This is a genomic window from Brevundimonas sp. (assembly GCF_046295075.1).
Classification (GTDB): Bacteria; Pseudomonadota; Alphaproteobacteria; order Caulobacterales; family Caulobacteraceae; genus Brevundimonas.
Genome location: NZ_JBKBOC010000001.1, coordinates 77,576 through 96,989, shown reverse-complemented (window position 1 = coordinate 96,989; position 19,414 = coordinate 77,576). Strand labels below are relative to the sequence as shown.

The following is a 19,414-nucleotide window of genomic DNA, read 5'->3' as shown; positions in this document are numbered from 1 at the left end:
CTATCCGGCGCAGCGGTCGGCGAAGCGACGAAGCTTGGCCAGATGGGGGCGTTCGACCGTGATCGTGTCGACGTCGTCGCCGACGGCGACGGTCATGCGACCGGTCGCGACGAAGGCGGAAAAGGCGGGGTGATCGACCGGGACCGCGGTGTCCAGCTTGCCGCCGCGCCCGACGCGGGCCTCGCTTGTGGCGGTCATGCCGCCGGCGGTGATGCGGGCGAAACCGGCCGTCGCATCGTCGCCATAGACCGCGACCGAAACGGCGCCCGAACCCGGTTGGCATTGCAGGGTGGCGCGCAGATCAGCGGTGTCGGGAACCTCGTTGGCCAGCACCAGGGGGCCGTCGCCCTCGTACAGGCTCCAGGTCCAGCCGGCCGTCGGTGCGGCCTGCATGGCGACCGCCATCAAGGCCGAAAGAATAAGCATCACTAGTCAGCCCCCGCCGACAACGCGCATCGCCGCGTCGCCCTCAATGTCGTCAGACCCAGCCGCAACCGCAATAGACCAGACCGCCGCATCAACGCTGAACGCGGTTATCCGTCAACGGTTCACGGCGGCGATCAGAACGGGCTGAAACGCTCGACCAGAGCCTGGGCGGCCGGTGCGCCTTGAACGCGGCTGATGTCACCGCGACCGCCGTAGGAGATGCGGGCTTCGGCGATCTGGGTGTGGTTGATGGCGTTGGCGGACGAGATGTCTTCGGGCCGGACGATGCCGGCGACGGTCAGTTCGCGGACCTCGCGGTTGGTGCGCACTTCCTGCCGACCCTGGATGACCAGATTGCCGTTGGCCAGAACGTCGGTGACGACAGCGGCGATGGTCAGGGAGACTTTCTCGGCGCGCGTGACCGAGCCGTTGCCTGCCGACTTCAGATCGCCTTCCATCCCGACCATGGCCGACGGGTCGAATCCGCCGGGGAAGGCGCGGCCCAGGCTGCTTTCCAGGCCGAACAGGTTGTTGACGCCGCCGCTGATCTCGTTCGAGCGCGACCGCTGGGTCGAGTTCTGGGTCTGGGCGCGGTCGTCGATGTCGATCTTGACCGTCAGGATGTCGCCGATGTGGCGCGCGCGCTGGTCGCCGAAGAAGGTGCGGGCGCCGGTGCGCCACAGGCTGTTGGCGCTGGCGGGGGCGGTGTCGCGCGCCGGCAGATAGGTCTGCTGCGCCGGGATAAGCGCGGCGGGATAGCCGATGGGGGCCAGCTCGGGACCGCGCACCGTCTCGGCGACGGTCGAACAGGCGGCCAGCGGGGCCAGGACGGCTAGGATCAGGATGGTCTTGCGCATGACGAGGATTCCCTAGCGGGCGGCGAACTGTTGAGGATTGGCGCGGGCGCTGTCGGCCCCGGGGCCGGCGATGGCCTGGCCGGGACCGGACGCGACCGCATCGATGACGCGGTTGGAGGTGGTGTTCATGATGGCGACGGGCTCGCCCAGACCGGCGCTGCGCATGGCCTTGCCCATGACGGCCAGGTTCACGCCGCCGAGCTGGTAGGTGACGCGGACCATGTCGTTGCGGGCGATGACCTGAGACGCGGCGCCGGGGCGATAGGCGGCGCGGGCGATAGGCTGGGCGGCGGATTGAGCCGCAGGCTGGAACGCCACGTCCGACGTTGTCTGGACCGGGCCGGTTGCGCGACGCACGGCGACGCGGCGCAGACCATTGGGATTGCTCCAGTCGAGGCCGGCCTGGCGGGCCAGGGCCTGAAGCTGGCCGGCTTCCAGCACGACCGAGGGGCCGACGCGCTCGGCGACGGCGACATTGGCGGCGGCGCCCGCGCCTTCGAACAGATCACCGAGGGTGACCCGGCCGTCGTCATCGACGGGATTGGCGCGCAGGACGACGGGGCCGGCGAATGCAGCGCTGGCTGCGGCGCTGACGGCGGCGGCGAGCAGGAGGGAGCGGATCAGGATCATGGTTCAGCTCTTCACTTGCGAGGCGACCGACAGCATCTGGTCGGCGGTGCTGATGACCTTGGAGTTCATCTCATAGGCCCGCTGGGCCACGATCAGGGCGCTGATCTCCGACACGGCGTCGACGTTCGAAGACTCCGTATAGGCCTGCATGACCTGGCCGAAGCCCGCATCGCCGGGCGTGCCGACGATGGCCGGACCCGAGGCGGCGGTTTCCAGCAGCAGGTTGTCGCCGATGGCTTCCAGACCGGCTTCGTTGAAGAAGTTGGCCAGTTCGATCTGACCGACGGTGGTCGGCGCGGTCTGCCCGGCCTGCGTCACCTGCACCAGACCGGTCTTGGAGATCGACAGTTTGGTGGTGTCCTGCGGAATGGTGATCGCCGGTTCCAGCAGATAGCCGTCGTCGGTGACCATCTGGCCTTCCGGGCTGACCTGCAGGTTGCCGGCGCGGGTGTAGCCCAGCTCGCCCGAGGGCAGGGTGATCTGGAAATAGCCCTTGCCGTCGATGGCCATGTCGTAGGGGTTGCCGGTCGCCTGAGGCGTGCCCTGTTCGGTGATGCGATAGACCGCGCCGGCCTTCACGCCCGCGCCGATCTGGATGCCGGTCGGGACCACGGTGCCGGCGGCCGAGGACTGGGCGCCCATGCGCTCGACGTTCTGGTAGAGCAGGTCCTGGAACTCGGCGCGCTGCTTCTTGAAGCCCACCGTGTTCATGTTGGCGATGTTGTTGGAGATGACCTCCACGTTCAACTGCTGGGCGGCCATGCCCGAGGCGGCGGTGCGAAGTGCGCGCATTGTCCGGGGCTCCCTTAAGCGGCCTTGCCGAGGCGCTCGACGGCGCGACGGCTAAGGTCGTTGGTGTTTTCGATCATGCGCGAGATGCTCTCGTAAGCGCGGCTGATCTCGACGAGATTGGTGATTTCGATCAACGAGTTGACGTTGGACGATTCCAGCGAGCCCTGATGGACCTGGGCGTCCGCCGCCTCGATCGGCTGGGTGTTGGAGTTGTTGCGGTACAGGCTGTCGCCGCCCTTCTCCAGGACGCCCAGCGCCTCGAATCGTACGACCGACAGACGGCCGGTGACCTGGCCTTCCTGGGTGATGGTGCCGTCAGCGCCGACGCTGGGCGCGCCCAGGTTGGGGTCCAGAACGATCTCCGCTCCGCCGCCCAGGACCGCCTGGCCCTGTTTGGTGGTCAGCCGCCCTTCCGGGTCCATCGTGAAGGCGCCGTCGCGGGTGTAGGCCTCGCCGTTCGCGCCGTCGCGCACGGTGAAGAAGGCGCCTTCGCCGGCGATGGCGAAGTCCAGTGCGCGGCCGGTCTGCTGCATCGACCCCTGGCCGAAGTCGCGGCCCACGCCGTTGTCCAGCACGAAGCTGGCCGAGGGACGGATGGAATCGTTGCGGGCGCGCTGGCCGATCTCCGTGCCGAGCATCAGTTGCTCGACCTTGAAGCCGGTCGTGTTGGCGTTGGCGACGTTGTTGGCCACGATGTCCAGTTCGCGGCGCAGCGTCATCTGGCGTGACAGTCCAATGTAGGCGGCGTTTTCCACGAGTGGCGTGCTCCTTCGCTCTCGTCCCTCGCAACGGCCGTGCCAACAGGGTTAATCCAGGCGGAATGCGGGTTTGAGCGCCATCGACCCCCGAACGACCCGGCAAATCCTGCCCATTGTAAACGTCGCGTTAACCAAACCCGACGATCCTCGTCATGAGAGAGTCTCCGGGGCGCGCGCATGTTCAAGTTTGGCAAGAAGAAGGGCGATCCCGCTGCAGACGCCAATCTGCCTGCCGTGAAGGAGGGCGAGGCCGCTGTCGAAGGCGACGCCGCCGCGCCCAAGAAAAAGAAGCTGCCGCTGCTGTTCATCATCGCGCCTGTCGCGCTCTTGGTGCTGGGCGGGGGCGGGGCCGCCGCCTTCTTCATGCTGAAGCCCAAGCCCGCAGAGGCGCAGGGCGCCGAGGCTGAAGCGGGGCACGGCGAAGAGAAGGCGGACGCGAAGGCCGAGCACGGCAAGGAAGAGAAGAAGGAATCCGGTGGTCACGGCGGCGCCGAGGGCGGCGAGGCGGACCCGTCGCTGGGCGTCATCGCGCCGGGCCCCGACGGCGTCACCTTCTACACCCTGCCGGACATGGTCATGAACATTCAGTCGCCCGACGGTCGTCCGACCTTCCTGAAGCTGAAGCTGACGCTGGAGATGCAGGACGCCGAGGTGGCGACCCATCTGCAGGAAGAGATGCCGCGTCTGCAGGACATGTTCACCGGCTTCGTGCGCGAGCTGCGTCCCGAGGATCTGAGCGGTTCGGCCGGCACCTATCAGCTGCGAGCCGAGATCCTGCGACGCGTCAATCTGATCGCTGCGCCGGGCAAGATCGACGCCGTGCTGATCGAAGAAATGCTGGTGCAGTAGGCATGACCGACGCAGCCCAGCTCGACCCGTTCGGCGGTCTAGGCGATCCTGGCGACGCCCTGTCCGAACGCGTCCTGAACCAGGACGAGATCGACAGCCTGCTGGGCTTCGACCTGGGCGATGACGACGGCTCCGAACGCTCGGGCATTCGGGCGATCATCAACTCCGCTCTGGTGTCCTACGAGCGGCTGCCGATGCTGGAGATCGTGTTCGACCGCCTGGTGCGGTTGATGACGACCAGCCTTCGCAACTTCACCTCCGACAACGTCGAAGTCAGCCTGGACAACATCTCGTCGATCCGGTTCGGCGACTATCTGAACTCCATCCCCCTGCCGGCCATCCTGGCGGTGTTTCGGGCCGAGGAGCTGGACAACTACGGCCTGCTGACGGTCGATTCCAACCTGATCTATTCTATCGTCGACGTGCTGCTGGGCGGGCGTCGCGGCACCGCGGCGCTGCGGATCGAGGGCCGGCCCTACACCACCATCGAACGGGTGCTGGTGCAGCGGATGGTCGAGGTGGTGCTGAACGACGCCCGCCAGGCGTTCGAGCCGCTGACCCCGGTCCACTTCAACCTGGACCGGCTGGAGACCAATCCGCGCTTCGCCGCCATCGCGCGCCCCGCCAACGCCGCCATCCTGATCAAGCTGCGCATCGACATGGAAGATCGCGGCGGGCGGATCGAGCTGCTGCTGCCCTATGCGACGCTGGAGCCGATCCGCAAGATGCTGCTGCAGCAGTTCATGGGCGAGAAGTTCGGCCGCGACAACATCTGGGAAGGCCATTTGGCCACCGAGCTCTGGACCACAGAGACCGAGGTCCGCGTCGTGCTGGACGAGCAGATGATGCCCCTGTCCAGCGTGCTGAACCTTAAGGTCGGCGACACCCTGATGCTGAACGCCACGCCGGATTCGGAGGTGTCGATCCGCGCCGGAGCCATCCCCCTGACCACCGGCCGCATGGGTCGCAAGGGTCAGCACATCGCCATACGCGTCGAAGGGCCGGTCAATCCCGAAGTCGCCGCCCGCCTGGGAGTGAATGTCTGATGGCCGGAATGATCATGGACGCGGTGCTGATGCTGCTGCTGGTCGCAGCGGTCGGTTACGGCATCAAGCTGGAACGCAAGCTGGCCGCCCTGCGCACCGGTCAACTGGCCTTCGCCCAGGCGGTGACCGAGCTGAACGCCGCCGCCGGTCGCGCTGAGAACGCCCTGGCCACCCTGCGCGCCTCGGGCCAGGAGACGGATCTGCTGCACGACCGCATCATCAAGGCGCGTGAGGTCAAGGCGCAGTTGGAAATCCTGATCGCCCGCGCCCCGGCCGCCGCGCCCGTTCGCATCGTCGAGGACGAGCCCGCCCGCCGCGCGCCTGCCGCCGTCGCTGCTCCCGCTGTGACCGAAGACGAGGAACGCGCCGAGCGCATGGCCGCCCTGGCCGAGCGTATCCAGGGCATGGCCAGCCCCTCGACCAGCCATCGCGCGGCCGCGACCGTCGCCCCGGCCGGTCGCGACAATGTCGCCGCCATCGTCCAGGCCCTGACGGCAGGACGTTCCGCTAACCATTCCGCCAAACAAAGCCTCAACGCCGCGCGTCGTAATCTCGACGACGACCTGTTCGCCGCCTGAGTTCGGAACCCCATTTCATGGCCCGCTTACCCCGCCTTCTGCCCCTGATCGCCATCGCCATCGGCGGGGTGGTGGCCGTGCGCGCCATCGGCGTGGCCCCCGGTCTGTTCGACGGCGCCAAGGCCTGGGCCGAGGAGGCGGCGCCTGCCGCAGCCGGCGCGCCGGTCAAGCCTGTCCTGCCGGGCACCTGCTCCGCCCTGTCGCCCGAACAACTGGCCCAGCAGGCCGGGATTTCGCCCGCTGAACTCAGGATCATCCAGTCGCTGTCGCAACGCCGTGAGGCGCTGGACGCGCGCGACCAGGATTTCGCCACCACCCTGCCGCTGATGGTCGCCGCCGAACAGAAGCTGGAGGCCAAGATCCAGGCCCTCGCCGCTCTGAAGGCCGAGATGAAGCAGATGCTCGGTCAGGTGGACGAGCGCGAGAAGGCCGAGATCGACCGCCTGGTCCAGGTCTATTCCGCAATGCGACCCAAGGAGGCCGCACCCGTCATGGCGACGCTGGAGGACCGCGTGCGCCTGCCCGTCGCCGCCGCCATGCGTCCGCGCACCCTGGCCGCCATCATGGCCCAGATGACGGCGCCCCAGGCCAAGGAACTGACCGAGAAGCTGGCCGCTCGCTTCCAGGCCCAGCAGATGGCCGCCCGCGCCGCCGCCGCCGAAGCCGCCACGCCGCCGCCGGCTGCGACGCCCGCCGCCGCAACGCCTGCGTCCACGCCGGCTGCTCAGCCGACCGCCGCGACCGCGACGCCTGCCGCCCGTCCGACGCCCCGCCCGGCCGCCTCTCGTCCTGCCGCCACGCCCGCTAGGCGCCCCGCTGCGACGCCGGCACGTCGTCCGGCGACGCCCGCCGCTACGCCGCCCGCCGGTCCCCAGGCCTATCAGCCGTCGGCGGCCCCCAACGCCCAGCCGCGCCAGACTGTGCAGTAACGATATTTGTGGTCCCTGATCGGACGTTTCGTCTCGACAGGATGATCAGTTCGACCAATGATCTTCGAACGCTCCGTCAGAGAGCGATTGCATCGAGGAAAACGCCGTGGTCGGAGAACTGCTTTACGTCGCGCATCGTCTGCGTCGCGCCATAATTGTCGCCGTTCCGACGGTGGGAACCGTGATGATCGTCGCCGTGGCCCAGCACTATTATCTGCTGCCATAAGCACGCCGTCGCCCGGTTTCGGATTGGCATGAGACGCGCGCGCGTCTATCACCGCGCCTTGCCGAAAACCTGAGCTCGCTCGAAGACCATGTCCGACACGCCTCCCGATCGCCTCTCGGTCGATCCGTCCAGCCCCCATCACGACGCCGAGGTGCTGCAACGCGGCGTCGGCATCCGCTTCAAGGGCGAGGAAAAGACCAATGTCGAGGAATATTGCGTCTCGGAGGGCTGGGTGCGTCTGGCCCTGGGCAATCGCGTGGACCGCAAGGGCAAGGCCCTGACGGTGAAACTGCAGGGTCCGGTCGAACCCTATTTCCAGAACGACTGAACCTACCTAGGTTCCGGCTCTTGCCTGAGTCCGGAGCCTGCCCATGTCCATCCGTCTGCTGACCGCCAGCGCCGTCGCCCTGGGTCTCGTCGCCTTTGCCCCTGTCGCGAACGCCCAGGACGCCGCGACGGTGGAACAGGCGATCGTCGTGCGCGACGCCGCGATGCGCTCCAACATCGCCATGGCCTATGTCACCCAACTGACGACGCGGTTCGGCGCGCGCCCGGCCGGCTCGCGCTCGGAACAGCAGGCCGCCGCCTGGGCCGCCGACTATCTGCGCGCCAACGGCTTCCAGAACGTGCGGATCGAAGAGTTCCCGCTGGTCGGATGGGAGCGGGGCGAAAGCTCTGCCGCCATCGTCGGCGACAACGCCCAGGCCCTGGTCGCCGCCGCCCTGGGGCATTCGCCGGCCACGCCCCGCAATGGCGTCGAGGCCGAGATCGTCCGCTTCTCCACCTTTGAAGACCTTCAGGCCGCGCCTGACGCCGCCGTGCAGGGCAAGATCGTCTATGTCGACCTGGGCCAGATGCACGCCATGCAGGACGGCTCAGGTTATGGTCCCCAGACCCGCGTGCGCGGCGCGGGCCCCGGCGTGGCGGCGGCCAAGGGCGCATCGGCCTTCGTCATGCGCTCGGTCGGTTCGGACGAGGACCGGATGCCCCACACCGGCACCACCCGCTATGTGGACGGCAAGCCGACCATCCCCGCCTTCGCCTTAGCCGCGCCCGACGCCGATCAGGTCAGCCGCCTAGTCGCCCTGGGCCAGCCGGTGCGGATGCGCCTGACCTCGACCGCCCGCACCTATCGGACCACCAGCCAGAACGTGATCGGCGATCTGCCGGGCGCCACGCGACCGGACGAGATCATCGTGCTGGGCTCGCACATGGACAGCTGGGACCTGGGCACCGGCGCCATCGACGACGGGGCAGGGGGCGCCATCACCGTCGCCGCCGCCAAGGCCATCGCCGACAGCGGCCGCCGCCCGGCCCGCACCCTGCGCGTTATCTTCTACGGGTCGGAGGAGGTCTCCCAGCCGACGCCCCAGACCGGCAACGGCGGGGCCGTCTATGCGCGCGGCCAGGGTGCGGCCCTGGACAAGCACATCATCGCCGGCGAGAGCGATTTCGGCGCCGACCGCGTCTACGCCCTGCGTTTGCCCGCAGGCGCGCAAGGGTCTGACTTCCAGAAGGCTGCGACGCGTGTCCTCTATCCCATCGGCGTCCTGGCCTCGAACGACGTCGAGACCGATGGCGGCGTCGATGTCGGCCCGATGGGACCGTTGGGCGTGCCCTTCTTCGGTCTGGCCCAGGACGGCACCCGCTATTTCGACCTGCACCACACCGCCAACGACACCCTGGACAAGATCGACCCGGCGCAACTGAACCAGAACGTCGCCGCCTGGGCCGGCCTGTTGTGGCTGATCGCCGACTCCGACGTGGATTTCCGGGCGATGAAGCCGGCGGCGCCCGCCGCTCGTTAAGCCCGCTTGGCCCCGACGGACAGGCTGGCTATACAGCCGGTCCGGTCGCGGGCGTGGCGAAACTGGTAGACGCAGCAGACTTAAAATCTGCCGGACGAAAGTCCTTGCCGGTTCAAGCCCGGCCGCCCGCACCAACTGGACCTCTCCCCGTCGGGCGCGAAGCGGCTATGGTGCGGGGATGAGTCGGGCCGCGTCATGATCAAATACATCGGCTCCAAGCGCGCCTTGCTGGGCCATGTGACGGGCGCCGTCGCTGGCGTCCTGCCCCAGGGCGGGCGGGTTTGCGACCTGTTCTCGGGCACGGCGCGGGTCGGTCATGCCTTGAAGAAACAGGGGTTTCAGGTGTGGTCGAACGACTACAACGCCTATGCCCACGCCTTGGCGACCGCCTATGTCCAGGCGGATCGGGAGCGGTGGATCGACCGGGTCGATACCGTGCTGGCCGAGTTGCGGACGGTGACGCCTCAGGCGGGGTGGTTCACCCAGGCCTTTTGCCAGGACGCCCGCTACTTCCACCCCGACAACGGCGCGCGCATCGACGCCATGCGCGACCGGATCGAGGCGATGGGGCTGGAGCCCGAGTTGAAGGCCATCGTCCTGGTCAGCCTGATGGAGGCGGCGGATCGGGTGGACTCCACCGCCGGGGTTCAGATGGCCTATATGAAGCAATGGGCGCCCAGGGCGCTGAAGACGCTGGAGCTGCGCACGCCGGACATGGTGGCGGCGGTGGACGGCGGGCCGTGCCGAGCGACCCAGGGCGATGCGATCGAGATCGCCGAACAGGTCGAGGCGGATCTCGTCTATCTGGACCCGCCCTATAACCAGCATTCCTATCTGGCCAACTACCACTGCTGGGAGAGCCTGGTGCTGTGGGATCGGCCCGAGACCTATGGGATCGCCAACAAGCGGGTGGACGTCAGGACGCGCAAGAGCGCCTTCAACAGTCGGCCCGGCATCGGCCCGGCGCTGAAGACCGTGATCGAGCGGGTCAAGGCGCCCAATCTGATCGTCAGCTTCAACGACGAAGGCTATCTGAGCCGGGCCGAGCTGGTCGAGATGCTGTCGGCACGGGGCCATGTTCAGGTGCTGGAGGTGGCGCATCCACGCTATGTCGGCGCCCGGATCGGGATCCATAATCCCAAGGGGGAGAAGGTCGGGACGGTCGGGCGGCTGAGGAACGTCGAACACCTGTTCGTGGTCACGGACCGGCCGGTCGAACTGCCTGTGGCCGCATAAGCGCAGCGAAAACAACAGTCGCAAGTTGCGGAACGCGAATCGCGGCGTGTCGTTGTGGATGTATGCAACCGCACACGCACAGCTCTCCGAACACCGACCGCGCCGACGACTACCGCATCCGTCCAGCGGCGGAGCCGCATTCGTGGGCGCCGCGGGTCGCCAAGGCCGACTGGGGCTGGGACGCGCCGGCCGCCGATGCACGGCCGACATTCACGCACAATGCCGCCCGTTACAGCCGCCTTTCGGAGGCGACACAGCCGGTCGAGCACGTCGATGTCGAGCCCGAGCTGACCCCGCCGCCGCGCTGGATGATGGCGGTCGCCGGCGCCGCCGTTGCCGCCCTGACGGGCGCGCTGCTGGGCGGCTTCATGCACATCTGAGGCGGTTTCAGGCGTCCTGAAGCAGGGCCTTGATCGGCGACCAGCTGCGCCGATGGGCGGGGCAGGGGCCCAGTGTCTTCAAGGCGTTCTGGTGGATCGGCGCATTGTAGCCCTTGTGGCTGGCGAAGCCGTAGCCGGGATATTGCGCGTCCAGATCGATCATCAACCGATCCCGCGCCGTCTTGGCCAGTATCGACGCCGCCGCGATGGATAGCGACAGGCCGTCGCCGCCGATCACGGTCTGGATCTCGCACGGCAGTTTGAAACGATAGTTGCCGTCCACGAGGGCCGCGACCGGCTGGACCTGCAGAGCCTCGATGGCGCGGCACATGGCCAGGCCGGTGGCGTGCAGGATGTTGAGTTCCTCGATCTCCTCCACCGAGGCGAAGCCGACGCCCCAGGCGATGGCGCGCGCCTTGATCTCGGGCTCCAAGGCGGCGCGGCGCTTTTCCGTCAGTGCCTTGGAGTCGTCGATGCCCGGCGGCAGGTCGTCGGGGTTCAGGATCACCGCCGCCGCCGAGACGGGGCCGGCCCAGGGACCGCGCCCGGCCTCGTCCACGCCGCAGACGTGGCCGTTGACGCGCTGGATCAGCACCATCTCCAGCGCGAGGGTCGGGAAGGCCTTGGGGTTTGCGGGGGCTCTAGCCATGGGCCGCCATCGCACGAACCTGGGCGTGACGGAAGCAGGTCGTCTGGTGATCGTTGACCATGCCAACGGCCTGCATGAAGGCATAGACGATCACCGGGCCGCAGAAGTTGAAGCCGCGTTTCTTCAGGGCCTTGGCCATGGCGATCGACTGTTCGGTCTGAGTCGGGGCCTGGCGGAAGTCGGCGTAGGTCGTCTGGATCGGTTCGCGGTCGACGAAGGACCAGAGCCAGGCGGAGAAATCCTCGCCGTTTTCGCGCGTCTCCAGCCAGATCTGGGCGCCCCGGATGGCGGCGTTGATCTTGGCGCGCGAGCGGATGATGCGGGGATCATTCAGCAGGCGCTGGATGTCGTCCTCGCCGTAGCGGGCGACGGTTTCGGGATCGAAATTATCGAAGGCGTCGCGGATGCCTTCGCGTTTGCGCAGGATGGTGATCCAGGCGAGGCCGGCCTGGAAACCGTCGAGGACCAGCTTCTCCCACAGGGCGCGCGGGTCGCGTTCGGGCACGCCCCATTCGGTGTCGTGATAGGCGATGTAGAGCGGGTCGGTGGTCCCGCACCAGCCGCAACGGCCCGAGGCGTGTGAGTCGGTCATGGGGTGATGCTGCCGGTTTGTTCGAGCAAGCTCAATTCCCTCTCCCAGTGGGAGAGGGCTTGAGCGCACGGCGGCGATAGCCGTCGTTCTGGCGCGAAAGGGTGAGGGTCGGATTGTGCGAACTGGCCCACCGGCCGACCCTCATCCGGCCCTTCGGGCCACCTTCTCCCACTGGGAGAAGGGAAGAGCAGGTTGGATCAGTCCCTGACCAATCCCCCGTCCACCACCATGTTCTGGCCGGTCACTGCGCGGCTCCACGGCGAGGCGAAGAAGAGGACGGCGTCGGCGAACTCTTCGGGGGTGGTCACGGACCGCAAGGGCGTCATGCCGGCGATGAAGTCGAAGACGGCCTCGGGCGTGGCGGCGCTGGCGTCGGTGGTGCGCAGGAGGCCGCCCGAGACCATGTTGACGGTGATCCCGTCGGGACCGAGGTCGCCGGCGGCGGTGCGAGTTAGGCTCAGCAGGGCGGCCTTGGCGGCGGTGTAGTCGTGATAGGGCACGACCGGGTTCTGGAACAGGTTGGTGCCGATGTTGACGACGCGGCCGAACCGGGCCGCCGCCATGCCGGGGGCGGTCGCCTGGATGACGTTCAGGGCGCCGCGCACGACGGTCGAAAACTGGGCCGCCAGCTCGTCCCAGCCGATGTCGGTCATCCGGGACCGGGCGTCGCCGTTGAAGCTGTAGTCCAGGGCGTTGTTGACCACGGTGGTGACGGGCGCGCCGAAATGCGCTTGGGCGGCGGCGACCATGGCGTCGACGGCGGCGCGGTCGGTCACGTCGGCCTGGAGAGCGACGGCGCGGTCGCCGATCTCGGCCGCAAGGGCGTTAGCGGCCTCGCCGCTGGCGCGCCAGTTGATGATCACGCGGGCACCTTCGCGGGCGAAGGCGCGGACGGCGGCGGCCCCGACGCCGCGTGCGCCGCCGGTGACGAGGACGATCTGGTCGGCGATCTTCATGGGGGACTCAAGCGTTTGAGGAGGGGAGGACGTCCTCGCCCATCCAGGCGGGTTTGCGCAAGCGCACAGGGCGGCCGTCCACGGTCAGGTCGCCGTCGAGACGGTCGATCCGCAGCAGGGCCATGGCGGAACCCCCACGACCCGACAGCACCTCGCCCGCGCGCAGTTCGCCCTTCAGCACCTCGGCGCCGAAGGCGGGGGGCGGGCCGTCGAAGTCGAGCGGCAGCATCCGGTTCTTGATCGTTCCCCGGCGTTTCATGCGCGAGGTCGTCTCCTGGCCGACGAAACAGCCTTTCTGGAAGTCGATGCCGTTCAGCAGGTCGAAGTCGGCCTCGATCGGATAGGTCTTGTCCTGGGGGGCGTCGGCGGCAGGGTCGGGCAGGCCGATGGACAGGCGGTTGGCGTCGTAGTCGGCCTGGGTCGCGTCTGGCGTCGCCTGGCCATAGAGACGGCCGCCCATCAGCGGGGTGCGTGGGTCGGGGATGAAACCCGTGGGTGCGTCCGGCCAGGCGGCGAAGACCGGGCGGTCGTCGGCGGCGACCTGGACCTTGGCGCGGAGCTTGTACATCGACAGCCGCTGCAACAGGGCGTCGCGGCGCTCAGCCGCGACATCCAGCAGGACGCCGTCGGCCTGGCCCAGGATGAACAGGTCGAACAGCAGCCGGCCGGGCGGGGACAAAAGGGCGCCGAAGCGCAGCTCGCCCTCCGCCAGCGTCTCCACATCCTGGGTCAGCAGATTGTGCAGGAAGGGTTTCGCGTCCTCGCCCGTAACGGAGATCAGGGCGCGGCTGTCGAGACGGGCGATGGGCATGGCCGCAAGATAGGGCGCGGGATGCCGGTCCTAAAGGCGCCGGTTCGAAATTAGGCGACGGCTGCGGCGGCTTGAGGATCGAAGTTGCGCCAGTCGCTGGCGCCCCAGGCCGTGACGCGGGTGACCAGATCGACGATGTTCATCGGCTTGGCGATGCAGTCGTCCATGCCGGCCTCCTCGTACTGGATCAACTGTTCCGGCAGGGTGTTGGCGGTCAGGGCCAGGATCGGCGTGCGGCCGACCAGACCCGGCAGGGCGCGGATGGCGCGGGTCGCATCGACGCCGTCCATCACCGGCATCTGGATGTCCATCAGGATCACGTCCCAGTCGCCGTCGCGGGCCGCCTCGACCCCTTGCGCGCCGTCGTTGGCGGTGGCGCAGACGATGCCCTGGGCGGACATCACCGCCATGACCAGGGCGCGGTTGCTGTCGTGATCATCGACATAGAGAACGCGCAGGGCGGCGGCGTCTTCATTGGCAGGCGCAGCTTCCGCGATGACGCGATCGGGCGTCGGCAGGGGAATGACGTTGTCGGCCGACAGGCCGATCATGTCGTTGACGACGGACAACAAACGCTGGCCCGCGCCATTGATGCGGGCGGCGTGGTCGGCGTGTTCCTGCGCCAGGCCGGCCTTGGACAACAGGTCTGAGAAGCCGATGACCGAATTCAGCGGCGTGCGCAGCTCGTGCGACATGTCGGTCAGGAACCGCTGACGGGCCTCGGCCATGGCGGTCTTCTGTTCGGCGGCGACGCGGGCCTGTTCGCCCTGGACCCGTTCGGTGACGTCGATCTCGGTCAGGATGAGGCCGAGGTGGCCGGTGACGGGATCGATGGCCGGGCGGATGTCCAGATGATGCCAGCGTGGCCCCTCGCGCGTGACGATCTCGCACACGTCGGCCGCCAGGTCGCCGGACAGGGCCGCCGCCAGCATGGGCTGGGCGCGCTCGGGCTCGGCGAACCGGGCCTCGAAGGGATGGGTGGTCGAGCCATAGGCCGCGAACGCCGCCGGGTTGGAGAACAGCGGGCGCCCCTCGCTGTCGAACAGGGAGATCAGGGTGGAGGTGTGGCGCAGGGCCTCGACCGCGCGACGTTCCTCGCTCTCCACCTCGATCGGGGCGGCCTCGAACAGCAGGACCGGCGTGCCGTCGTCCAGCCAATGGGTCGAGATGATCGCCGTCACCGTCAGCGGCCGGCCGTTGGGATAGAAGGTCCAGTGTTCGGACAGGGTCTCGCCATTCGCCGTCTCGCGCGCCAGCCGCTCGGTGCGGGCCAGCACAGCCGGCGACATCTGGCTGAAATCGCGGGCCAAGAGGGCGTCGAGGCTGTCGGAGCCCCAGAGATCCAGGGCGGCGGCGTTCGCATAGACGCCGCGCAGGGCGGACGGATCGAACATCCAGATCGGGCGTCGCAGCGCGTCCCAGGCCTGCATTTCCGGCGTATCTCTCAAAGCGGCGGCGTTACAGATTTCAGAATAACGGCAAGGACTTAAGCTTCGGCTAAGCGGGTGGGCCATCCTGGGTTGTCACGGCGTATCGTGCAACGACGCCGTCGGGCTGGAAGTCATGCTCGGCCAGGGTGTCCAGCGAGCGCAGGACGCGGGCCAGGAAGGCGGCGGGGTCGCCGTCCTCGATCGCCGGGCGCAGCCAGTCGGTGACGACGGCGCGGGCCGGATAGGTCCCGACCGGGCCGGGAATGCTCAGTGCCACCTCGATCCCCTCGGCGATCCAGCCGGCGACGGTCATGAAGAACTCTGGCGAGGCCAGGAAGTCCGAACGGCGCAGGACATACAGGGTGATGATCCCGTCCTCGACCCCGTCGGGGCGGACGATGACGCCGCTGTGGTCCGGCCGCCAGTCGTCTGACAACTCGACCACGCGCCACAGGCAGAACCAGATGCGACAGGTTTGGGGCCGGATCGCGTGGACCGAACAGCCCGCGCCGTCGACGCAATAGGCGCACAGTTCGCCGGTCGGCTTGGCCAGTTCCGGCAGGTCCAGCGGAATGACCCGGCAGCATTCGACGCAACCGCCGCAGGTCCGGCCGGGGAGGAGGGGAAGTGAGGTCATCGCGCCGGAATCGTCAGCCCGGCGTCTGCCAGACCTTTTGCGCTCCATAGTCGATGGCGAAGCCCCTGTCGCCCAGCCAGTCGATGCCGATGATGGCCAACGGCGTGTCGGATGGGCCCAGGCGGTCGAACACGGGCAGGGCGCCGACCTTGACCGGCGTCGTCGGCCAGCGCCAGCGACCGATCTCCACATCCTCGATCCGGGCCTGACCCAGATCCAGCGGTTCGCCGTCGATCCCGGTGATCTGACCGCCCGAGGGCAGGGCGTCCGCCTTGATGTGCAGGGCGGCGGCGAAGGCGGGGTTCAGTGTGGTGTGCTGGGCGCCGGTGTCCAGCAGACCCCAGCCGGTCGTGTCGCCGATGCGTACCGGCAGCAGGATACGCCAGGGGCGCTGCCAGTCTGTGGGGATTGAGACCCAATCGGCGTCGGTGCCGCCGCTGGGACGCACGGAGACACAGGCCTGCGCCGGCCGCCAGACCGCCATGGTCTCGCCGAACAGATCGACGCCGGCCAAGCCCGCGATGTCGTGGCTGTCGAAGCCCGGAGGGTCGATCTCGGGCGAGACGAAATCGCGCATCTGGATCGGTCCGGCCTCAAAGGTGGCGATGCGATAGAGATCGACCTGCACGGCGCCGCCCATGCCCTGGGCCTGGTCCGGCGCCGGCTCGCGCGGCGGATGCAACAGGGCGATGCGCGGGGCGTCCAGGGTGGTGCCGCTGGAGGCCGTATCGAGAACGAAGGCGAAAGGCCCCTGTCCATTGATGCGGGCCTGGATGACCGGGCTGCCGCCATCGCCGCGCTCAAGCGCCAGGCAGGACGGGTCCGTGGCGGCGAGTATCAGGGCCGTGGCGAGTGCGAACATGGGGTCCTCCGAGCTCAAGGAGGGCCACGATGCGACGCGGGCGGCAAGTTAAGCCTTGGTCATGTCGCGCTTATCCAAGCGCGCGTTCCAGCTGGGCGATGCGGCGGTCCATGTCGGCGACGACGGTTTCGAGCCGGGACTTTTCGGACGCCATGTCGATGGGCGTGCCGTCCTCGTAGGAAATGGTCGCGCCCTTGGCGATCAGGTCCAGCCGATAGATGGCCGTGACGCGCTGAGCCTTGAAGCGTTCGAGGGCGGCGGCTGCTGCTGGATCGGGCGTCTGGATCATGGCCGGGGCTTTAACCTATCGCGCCTGCCTGTGGAAACCTGCGTTTGACGCTGAACCCCCGATAGAATCCCTGTATCCGTCAACGGATGATCGGGCGGTTTCCCATCCTGTATATCGCCGAGGCGGATGCCGAGGACGCCGTGCTGTCCTCGGGCGTGCTGGCGCATCTGGTCGAGAGCCTGTCGCATGCGACCTTCACCATCGTCGGATCGGCCGCCAGCGCGCCGCTGTTCGCCGATACGCCACGCCTGACCAAGCTGATCGTGCTGGAGCGCGAGGGCCATTTCGAATGGATCGCTCTGTGGAACCAGGTGCGCGGGACCAAATGGGGCCTGGTCGTCGACATGCGCGGCTCGGACCTGTCGGGCAAGCTGAGGCGGCACAAGCGGGCGGTGCGGGGCAAGGATCAGCCGGGTCTGCATGCGGTCGAGGCGGCGGCGGCGGTGCTGAAGCTGGAGCCGGAGGAGATTCCGGGGCCGAGGCTTTATGTGTCGGACGAGACGCGGGCGCAGGTCGAGGCGCTGATCCCCGCGACAGGCGGAGATGGTCCGATCCTTGCGGTCGGGCCGGGCGTCGAATGGATGGGCAAGCGCTGGCCTGCCGAACGCTACGCCAAGGTGGCGGCCAAGCTGCTGGCCGACGACGGGCCGCTGGCGGGCGGGCGGCTGATGATCGTGGGCGAGGAGATCGACCGCGAGGCGGCGCACACCATCCGCTACGCCGTGCCGCGCGCGCGGGTGATCGAGCTGCAGGGCAGGCTGACCCGGCTGCAGACGGTGGCGGCCCTGTCGAAATCGGCGCTGTACGTGGGTGCAGATTCGATCTGGACCCATCTGGCGACGGCCTCGGGCGCGCCGGTGGTGGCGGTGTTCGGCCCGTCGGATGAGACCACGCGCGGGCCGTGGAAGGGCGAGGCTGTGCGCGGGCCGCGCAGCTATGACGAGTTCAAGACGCTGGATCCGCGCCTGAACCAGGCGATCCAGCATATGATGGACCTGCCGTGGGAACGGGTGCTGAAGGCGGCGACGCGGATGTTGAAGGCGCGGGGCTGAACCCGATCTCCCTCCCCGTTCGGGGAGGGTGGCCGCGAAGCGGCCGGGTGGGGGCGGCGAGCAACCCTGCGACAGACCACGCCGTTTCACTTGGCCCTCCCCATACGGTCTCGCCTGCGGCTCGACCACCCTCCCCGAACGGGGAGGGAGAGTGTTTAGCGGCCTTCATGATCGGCGCGGCATCCGCTAGAACCGGGGCGACCAGCCGCAGGAGCCCGCCCCATGACCCAGACCTATGACCTGATCGTCCGTGGCGGCGAGGTGGCCAATCACGCGGGGCGGGGCCGGGCCGACGTCGGGGTGATCGACGGCAAGATCGCCTTCATCGGCGACCTGTCTCAGGCCTCGGCCGGCGAGAGCTTCGACGCGACCGGGCTGACCGTGCTGCCGGGCGTGATCGACACCCAGGTCCACTTCCGAGAGCCGGGGCTGGAGTGGAAGGAAGATCTGGAGACCGGCACGCGCGCGGCGGCCCTGGGCGGCGTCGTCGCCGTGTTCGAGATGCCGAACACCAATCCCAACACCACCGATCCCGACACCATGGCCGACAAGCTGGTGCGGGCGAAGGACCGGATGTGGACCGACCACGCCTTTTACGTCGGCGGCACGCACGAGAACGCAGACTATCTGGGTGAGTTGGAGCGGCTGCCCGGCTGCTGCGGGGTCAAGGTCTTCATGGGCGCCTCGACCGGCGACCTGCTGATCGCCGATGACGAGGGGGTGCGAAAGGTTCTGTCGAACGTGCGCCGCCGCGCCACCTTCCATTCCGAGGACGAATACCGGCTGGTCGAACGGCGGGGTCTCGCCCGCACCGGCGACTGGACCAGCCACCCCGAGGTCCGCGACGCTGAGAGCGCCATCCGCTCGACCCGCCGCCTGGTCGGCCTGGCCAAGGAAACGGGGGCGCGCATCCACGTGCTGCACGTCACGACCAAAGACGAGATGGAGTATCTGCGCTTCCACAAGGATGTCGCCACCGTCGAGATCACGCCCCAGCACCTGACCCTGGTCGCGCCCGAGGCCTATGAGCGGCTGGGCAGCTACGCCCAGATGAACCCGCCGATCCGGTCGCAGGAGCATGTGGACGCCCTGTGGCTGTGGGGCATGCAGCAGGGCGTCGCCGACGTGCTGGGATCCGACCACGCGCCGCATACCAAGGAGGAGAAGGCCAAGCCCTATCCGGCCTCGCCGTCCGGCATGCCGGGGGTGCAGACGCTGGTGCCCCTGATGCTGACGCATGTGGCAAACGGGCGGCTGAGCCTGGAGCGGTTCATCGACCTGACCTCTGCGGGGGCGCAGCGGGTGTTCGGCACGGCCAACAAGGGGCGGATGGCCGTCAGCTATGACGCGGACCTGACCATCGTCGACCTGAAGGCGAAGCGGACGATCACGCACGACCAGCAGGCGACGCGCTGCGGCTGGACCCCATTCGACGGGGTCGAGGCGACCGGCTGGCCGATGGCGACCATCGTGCGCGGCCGGGTGGTGATGCAGGACGGCGAGCTGATCGGATCAGCCCACGGCCGGCCGGTGCGGTTCATGGAGACGTTGTGAGGCTGCACATAAGGTCCGTCACCCTCGGGCTCGTCCCGAGGGCCCACCGTTCCGCGCACACGGTGAC

23 protein-coding genes and 1 tRNA gene are annotated in these 19,414 nt (G+C 68.3%); 11 read left to right on the top strand and 13 right to left on the bottom strand.

From position 1 onward, the window contains the following. From ACK4MH_RS00540 to flgF, 5 genes are all read right to left on the bottom strand, one after another. Entirely contained in the window at positions 1 to 426 is a 426-nt protein-coding gene (locus ACK4MH_RS00540) for a hypothetical protein (protein ID WP_409713210.1), read from the bottom strand. A 134-nt stretch (positions 427 to 560) separates the two neighbouring features. Further along, positions 561 to 1,283, bottom strand: coding sequence for a flagellar basal body L-ring protein FlgH (gene flgH, locus ACK4MH_RS00535; RefSeq protein ID WP_135195041.1), 723 nt, complete (start codon positions 1,281 to 1,283; stop codon positions 561 to 563). A gap of 12 nt (positions 1,284 to 1,295) precedes the next feature. Further along, positions 1,296 to 1,913 (bottom strand): flagella basal body P-ring formation protein FlgA, encoded by a 618-nt coding sequence (locus ACK4MH_RS00530; RefSeq protein WP_409713207.1) that lies wholly within the window; start codon positions 1,911 to 1,913, stop codon positions 1,296 to 1,298. A 3-nt stretch (positions 1,914 to 1,916) separates the two neighbouring features. Further along, positions 1,917 to 2,705, bottom strand: a complete 789-nt coding sequence (gene flgG, locus ACK4MH_RS00525; protein ID WP_135195043.1) for a flagellar basal-body rod protein FlgG — start codon at positions 2,703 to 2,705, stop codon at positions 1,917 to 1,919. Between the two features lie 14 nt (positions 2,706 to 2,719). Next, positions 2,720 to 3,460, bottom strand: coding sequence for a flagellar basal-body rod protein FlgF (gene flgF, locus ACK4MH_RS00520; protein ID WP_135195044.1), 741 nt, complete (start codon positions 3,458 to 3,460; stop codon positions 2,720 to 2,722). 180 nt (positions 3,461 to 3,640) lie between these two features. On the opposite strand from flgF, the gene ACK4MH_RS00515 reads away from it, so the two are divergent. The 9 genes from ACK4MH_RS00515 (at position 3,641) to ACK4MH_RS00475 (ending at position 10,515) form a co-directional block, all read left to right on the top strand. Then, complete coding sequence (locus ACK4MH_RS00515; protein WP_409713202.1) at positions 3,641 to 4,312, top strand: flagellar basal body-associated FliL family protein; 672 nt, start codon at positions 3,641 to 3,643, stop codon at positions 4,310 to 4,312. 2 nt (positions 4,313 to 4,314) lie between these two features. Continuing rightward, complete coding sequence (fliM, locus tag ACK4MH_RS00510) at positions 4,315 to 5,358, top strand: flagellar motor switch protein FliM (protein ID WP_409713199.1); 1,044 nt, start codon at positions 4,315 to 4,317, stop codon at positions 5,356 to 5,358. Beyond that, positions 5,358 to 5,936, top strand: a complete 579-nt coding sequence (locus tag ACK4MH_RS00505; RefSeq protein WP_409713196.1) for a DUF6468 domain-containing protein — start codon at positions 5,358 to 5,360, stop codon at positions 5,934 to 5,936. The genes fliM and ACK4MH_RS00505 overlap by 1 nt, the downstream gene beginning before the upstream one ends. A gap of 17 nt (positions 5,937 to 5,953) precedes the next feature. Beyond that, positions 5,954 to 6,865, top strand: a complete 912-nt coding sequence (locus ACK4MH_RS00500) for a MotE family protein (protein ID WP_409713193.1) — start codon at positions 5,954 to 5,956, stop codon at positions 6,863 to 6,865. 314 nt (positions 6,866 to 7,179) lie between these two features. Beyond that, positions 7,180 to 7,419: a DUF3297 family protein gene (locus ACK4MH_RS00495; RefSeq protein ID WP_045810378.1), complete on the top strand. Its 240-nt coding sequence runs from the start codon at positions 7,180 to 7,182 to the stop codon at positions 7,417 to 7,419. 43 nt (positions 7,420 to 7,462) lie between these two features. Beyond that, positions 7,463 to 8,899 carry a M20/M25/M40 family metallo-hydrolase gene (locus ACK4MH_RS00490; RefSeq protein ID WP_409713190.1) on the top strand — a complete coding sequence of 479 codons (1,437 nt, stop codon included), beginning with the start codon at positions 7,463 to 7,465 and terminating at the stop codon, positions 8,897 to 8,899. Positions 8,900 to 8,946: 47 nt separating this feature from the next. Next, positions 8,947 to 9,033, top strand: a tRNA-Leu gene (locus tag ACK4MH_RS00485). A gap of 61 nt (positions 9,034 to 9,094) precedes the next feature. After that, positions 9,095 to 10,135: a DNA adenine methylase gene (locus tag ACK4MH_RS00480; protein ID WP_409713187.1), complete on the top strand. Its 1,041-nt coding sequence runs from the start codon at positions 9,095 to 9,097 to the stop codon at positions 10,133 to 10,135. Positions 10,136 to 10,197: 62 nt separating this feature from the next. Beyond that, positions 10,198 to 10,515: a hypothetical protein gene (locus ACK4MH_RS00475; RefSeq protein ID WP_409713184.1), complete on the top strand. Its 318-nt coding sequence runs from the start codon at positions 10,198 to 10,200 to the stop codon at positions 10,513 to 10,515. Positions 10,516 to 10,522: 7 nt separating this feature from the next. Here the strand turns inward: ACK4MH_RS00475 and ACK4MH_RS00470 are convergent, their stop codons facing one another. The 8 genes from ACK4MH_RS00470 to ACK4MH_RS00435 form a co-directional block, all read right to left on the bottom strand. Continuing rightward, a complete protein-coding gene (locus tag ACK4MH_RS00470; protein WP_409713181.1) occupies positions 10,523 to 11,164 on the bottom strand; it encodes a ribonuclease HII in 642 nt (213 codons plus the stop codon). Then, positions 11,157 to 11,756: a DNA-3-methyladenine glycosylase I gene (locus tag ACK4MH_RS00465; RefSeq protein WP_409713178.1), complete on the bottom strand. Its 600-nt coding sequence runs from the start codon at positions 11,754 to 11,756 to the stop codon at positions 11,157 to 11,159. Before ACK4MH_RS00465 ends, ACK4MH_RS00470 begins: the two co-directional genes overlap by 8 nt. 197 nt (positions 11,757 to 11,953) lie before the next feature. Continuing rightward, positions 11,954 to 12,712, bottom strand: coding sequence for a 3-oxoacyl-ACP reductase (locus ACK4MH_RS00460; protein WP_409713175.1), 759 nt, complete (start codon positions 12,710 to 12,712; stop codon positions 11,954 to 11,956). A gap of 7 nt (positions 12,713 to 12,719) precedes the next feature. Then, positions 12,720 to 13,523: a YgfZ/GcvT domain-containing protein gene (locus ACK4MH_RS00455; RefSeq protein WP_409713172.1), complete on the bottom strand. Its 804-nt coding sequence runs from the start codon at positions 13,521 to 13,523 to the stop codon at positions 12,720 to 12,722. 50 nt (positions 13,524 to 13,573) lie between these two features. Beyond that, on the bottom strand, positions 13,574 to 14,953 hold the full coding sequence (locus ACK4MH_RS00450; protein ID WP_409713170.1) for a response regulator: 1,380 nt from the start codon (positions 14,951 to 14,953) through the stop codon (positions 13,574 to 13,576). A gap of 67 nt (positions 14,954 to 15,020) precedes the next feature. Further along, positions 15,021 to 15,590, bottom strand: coding sequence for a hypothetical protein (locus ACK4MH_RS00445; RefSeq protein ID WP_409713167.1), 570 nt, complete (start codon positions 15,588 to 15,590; stop codon positions 15,021 to 15,023). Positions 15,591 to 15,603: 13 nt separating this feature from the next. Further along, positions 15,604 to 16,452, bottom strand: a complete 849-nt coding sequence (locus tag ACK4MH_RS00440; protein WP_409713164.1) for a retroviral-like aspartic protease family protein — start codon at positions 16,450 to 16,452, stop codon at positions 15,604 to 15,606. A 70-nt stretch (positions 16,453 to 16,522) separates the two neighbouring features. After that, on the bottom strand, positions 16,523 to 16,741 hold the full coding sequence (locus ACK4MH_RS00435) for a hypothetical protein (RefSeq protein ID WP_409713161.1): 219 nt from the start codon (positions 16,739 to 16,741) through the stop codon (positions 16,523 to 16,525). A gap of 86 nt (positions 16,742 to 16,827) precedes the next feature. Here ACK4MH_RS00435 and ACK4MH_RS00430 point away from each other — a divergent pair, with 86 nt between their 5' ends. Together ACK4MH_RS00430 and ACK4MH_RS00425 are read left to right on the top strand one after the other, a co-directional pair. Continuing rightward, entirely contained in the window at positions 16,828 to 17,793 is a 966-nt protein-coding gene (locus ACK4MH_RS00430) for a glycosyltransferase family 9 protein (protein WP_409713158.1), read from the top strand. Between the two features lie 222 nt (positions 17,794 to 18,015). Then, entirely contained in the window at positions 18,016 to 19,347 is a 1,332-nt protein-coding gene (locus tag ACK4MH_RS00425) for a dihydroorotase (RefSeq protein WP_409713155.1), read from the top strand. Positions 19,348 to 19,414 lie beyond the last annotated feature (67 nt).

What these genes read in the sequence shown, in the direction of transcription:
- ACK4MH_RS00470 (WP_409713181.1), bottom strand. Translation starts at nt 11,164, where the DNA reads ATGGCTAGAGCCCCCGCAAACCCCAAGGCCTTCCCGACCCTCGCGCTG.
- ACK4MH_RS00490 (WP_409713190.1), top strand. Translation starts at nt 7,463, where the DNA reads ATGTCCATCCGTCTGCTGACCGCCAGCGCCGTCGCCCTGGGTCTCGTC.
- ACK4MH_RS00500 (WP_409713193.1), top strand. Translation starts at nt 5,954, where the DNA reads ATGGCCCGCTTACCCCGCCTTCTGCCCCTGATCGCCATCGCCATCGGC.
- ACK4MH_RS00465 (WP_409713178.1), bottom strand. Translation starts at nt 11,756, where the DNA reads ATGACCGACTCACACGCCTCGGGCCGTTGCGGCTGGTGCGGGACCACC.
- ACK4MH_RS00435 (WP_409713161.1), bottom strand. Translation starts at nt 16,741, where the DNA reads ATGATCCAGACGCCCGATCCAGCAGCAGCCGCCGCCCTCGAACGCTTC.
- ACK4MH_RS00450 (WP_409713170.1), bottom strand. Translation starts at nt 14,953, where the DNA reads ATGCAGGCCTGGGACGCGCTGCGACGCCCGATCTGGATGTTCGATCCG.
- ACK4MH_RS00430 (WP_409713158.1), top strand. Translation starts at nt 16,828, where the DNA reads ATGATCGGGCGGTTTCCCATCCTGTATATCGCCGAGGCGGATGCCGAG.
- ACK4MH_RS00440 (WP_409713164.1), bottom strand. Translation starts at nt 16,452, where the DNA reads ATGTTCGCACTCGCCACGGCCCTGATACTCGCCGCCACGGACCCGTCC.
- flgH (WP_135195041.1), bottom strand. Translation starts at nt 1,283, where the DNA reads ATGCGCAAGACCATCCTGATCCTAGCCGTCCTGGCCCCGCTGGCCGCC.
- ACK4MH_RS00505 (WP_409713196.1), top strand. Translation starts at nt 5,358, where the DNA reads ATGGCCGGAATGATCATGGACGCGGTGCTGATGCTGCTGCTGGTCGCA.
- ACK4MH_RS00530 (WP_409713207.1), bottom strand. Translation starts at nt 1,913, where the DNA reads ATGATCCTGATCCGCTCCCTCCTGCTCGCCGCCGCCGTCAGCGCCGCA.
- ACK4MH_RS00475 (WP_409713184.1), top strand. Translation starts at nt 10,198, where the DNA reads ATGCAACCGCACACGCACAGCTCTCCGAACACCGACCGCGCCGACGAC.
- ACK4MH_RS00515 (WP_409713202.1), top strand. Translation starts at nt 3,641, where the DNA reads ATGTTCAAGTTTGGCAAGAAGAAGGGCGATCCCGCTGCAGACGCCAAT.
- flgG (WP_135195043.1), bottom strand. Translation starts at nt 2,705, where the DNA reads ATGCGCGCACTTCGCACCGCCGCCTCGGGCATGGCCGCCCAGCAGTTG.
- ACK4MH_RS00445 (WP_409713167.1), bottom strand. Translation starts at nt 15,590, where the DNA reads ATGACCTCACTTCCCCTCCTCCCCGGCCGGACCTGCGGCGGTTGCGTC.
- ACK4MH_RS00425 (WP_409713155.1), top strand. Translation starts at nt 18,016, where the DNA reads ATGACCCAGACCTATGACCTGATCGTCCGTGGCGGCGAGGTGGCCAAT.
- fliM (WP_409713199.1), top strand. Translation starts at nt 4,315, where the DNA reads ATGACCGACGCAGCCCAGCTCGACCCGTTCGGCGGTCTAGGCGATCCT.
- ACK4MH_RS00480 (WP_409713187.1), top strand. Translation starts at nt 9,095, where the DNA reads ATGATCAAATACATCGGCTCCAAGCGCGCCTTGCTGGGCCATGTGACG.
- ACK4MH_RS00540 (WP_409713210.1), bottom strand. Translation starts at nt 426, where the DNA reads ATGCTTATTCTTTCGGCCTTGATGGCGGTCGCCATGCAGGCCGCACCG.
- ACK4MH_RS00495 (WP_045810378.1), top strand. Translation starts at nt 7,180, where the DNA reads ATGTCCGACACGCCTCCCGATCGCCTCTCGGTCGATCCGTCCAGCCCC.
- ACK4MH_RS00460 (WP_409713175.1), bottom strand. Translation starts at nt 12,712, where the DNA reads ATGAAGATCGCCGACCAGATCGTCCTCGTCACCGGCGGCGCACGCGGC.
- ACK4MH_RS00455 (WP_409713172.1), bottom strand. Translation starts at nt 13,523, where the DNA reads ATGCCCATCGCCCGTCTCGACAGCCGCGCCCTGATCTCCGTTACGGGC.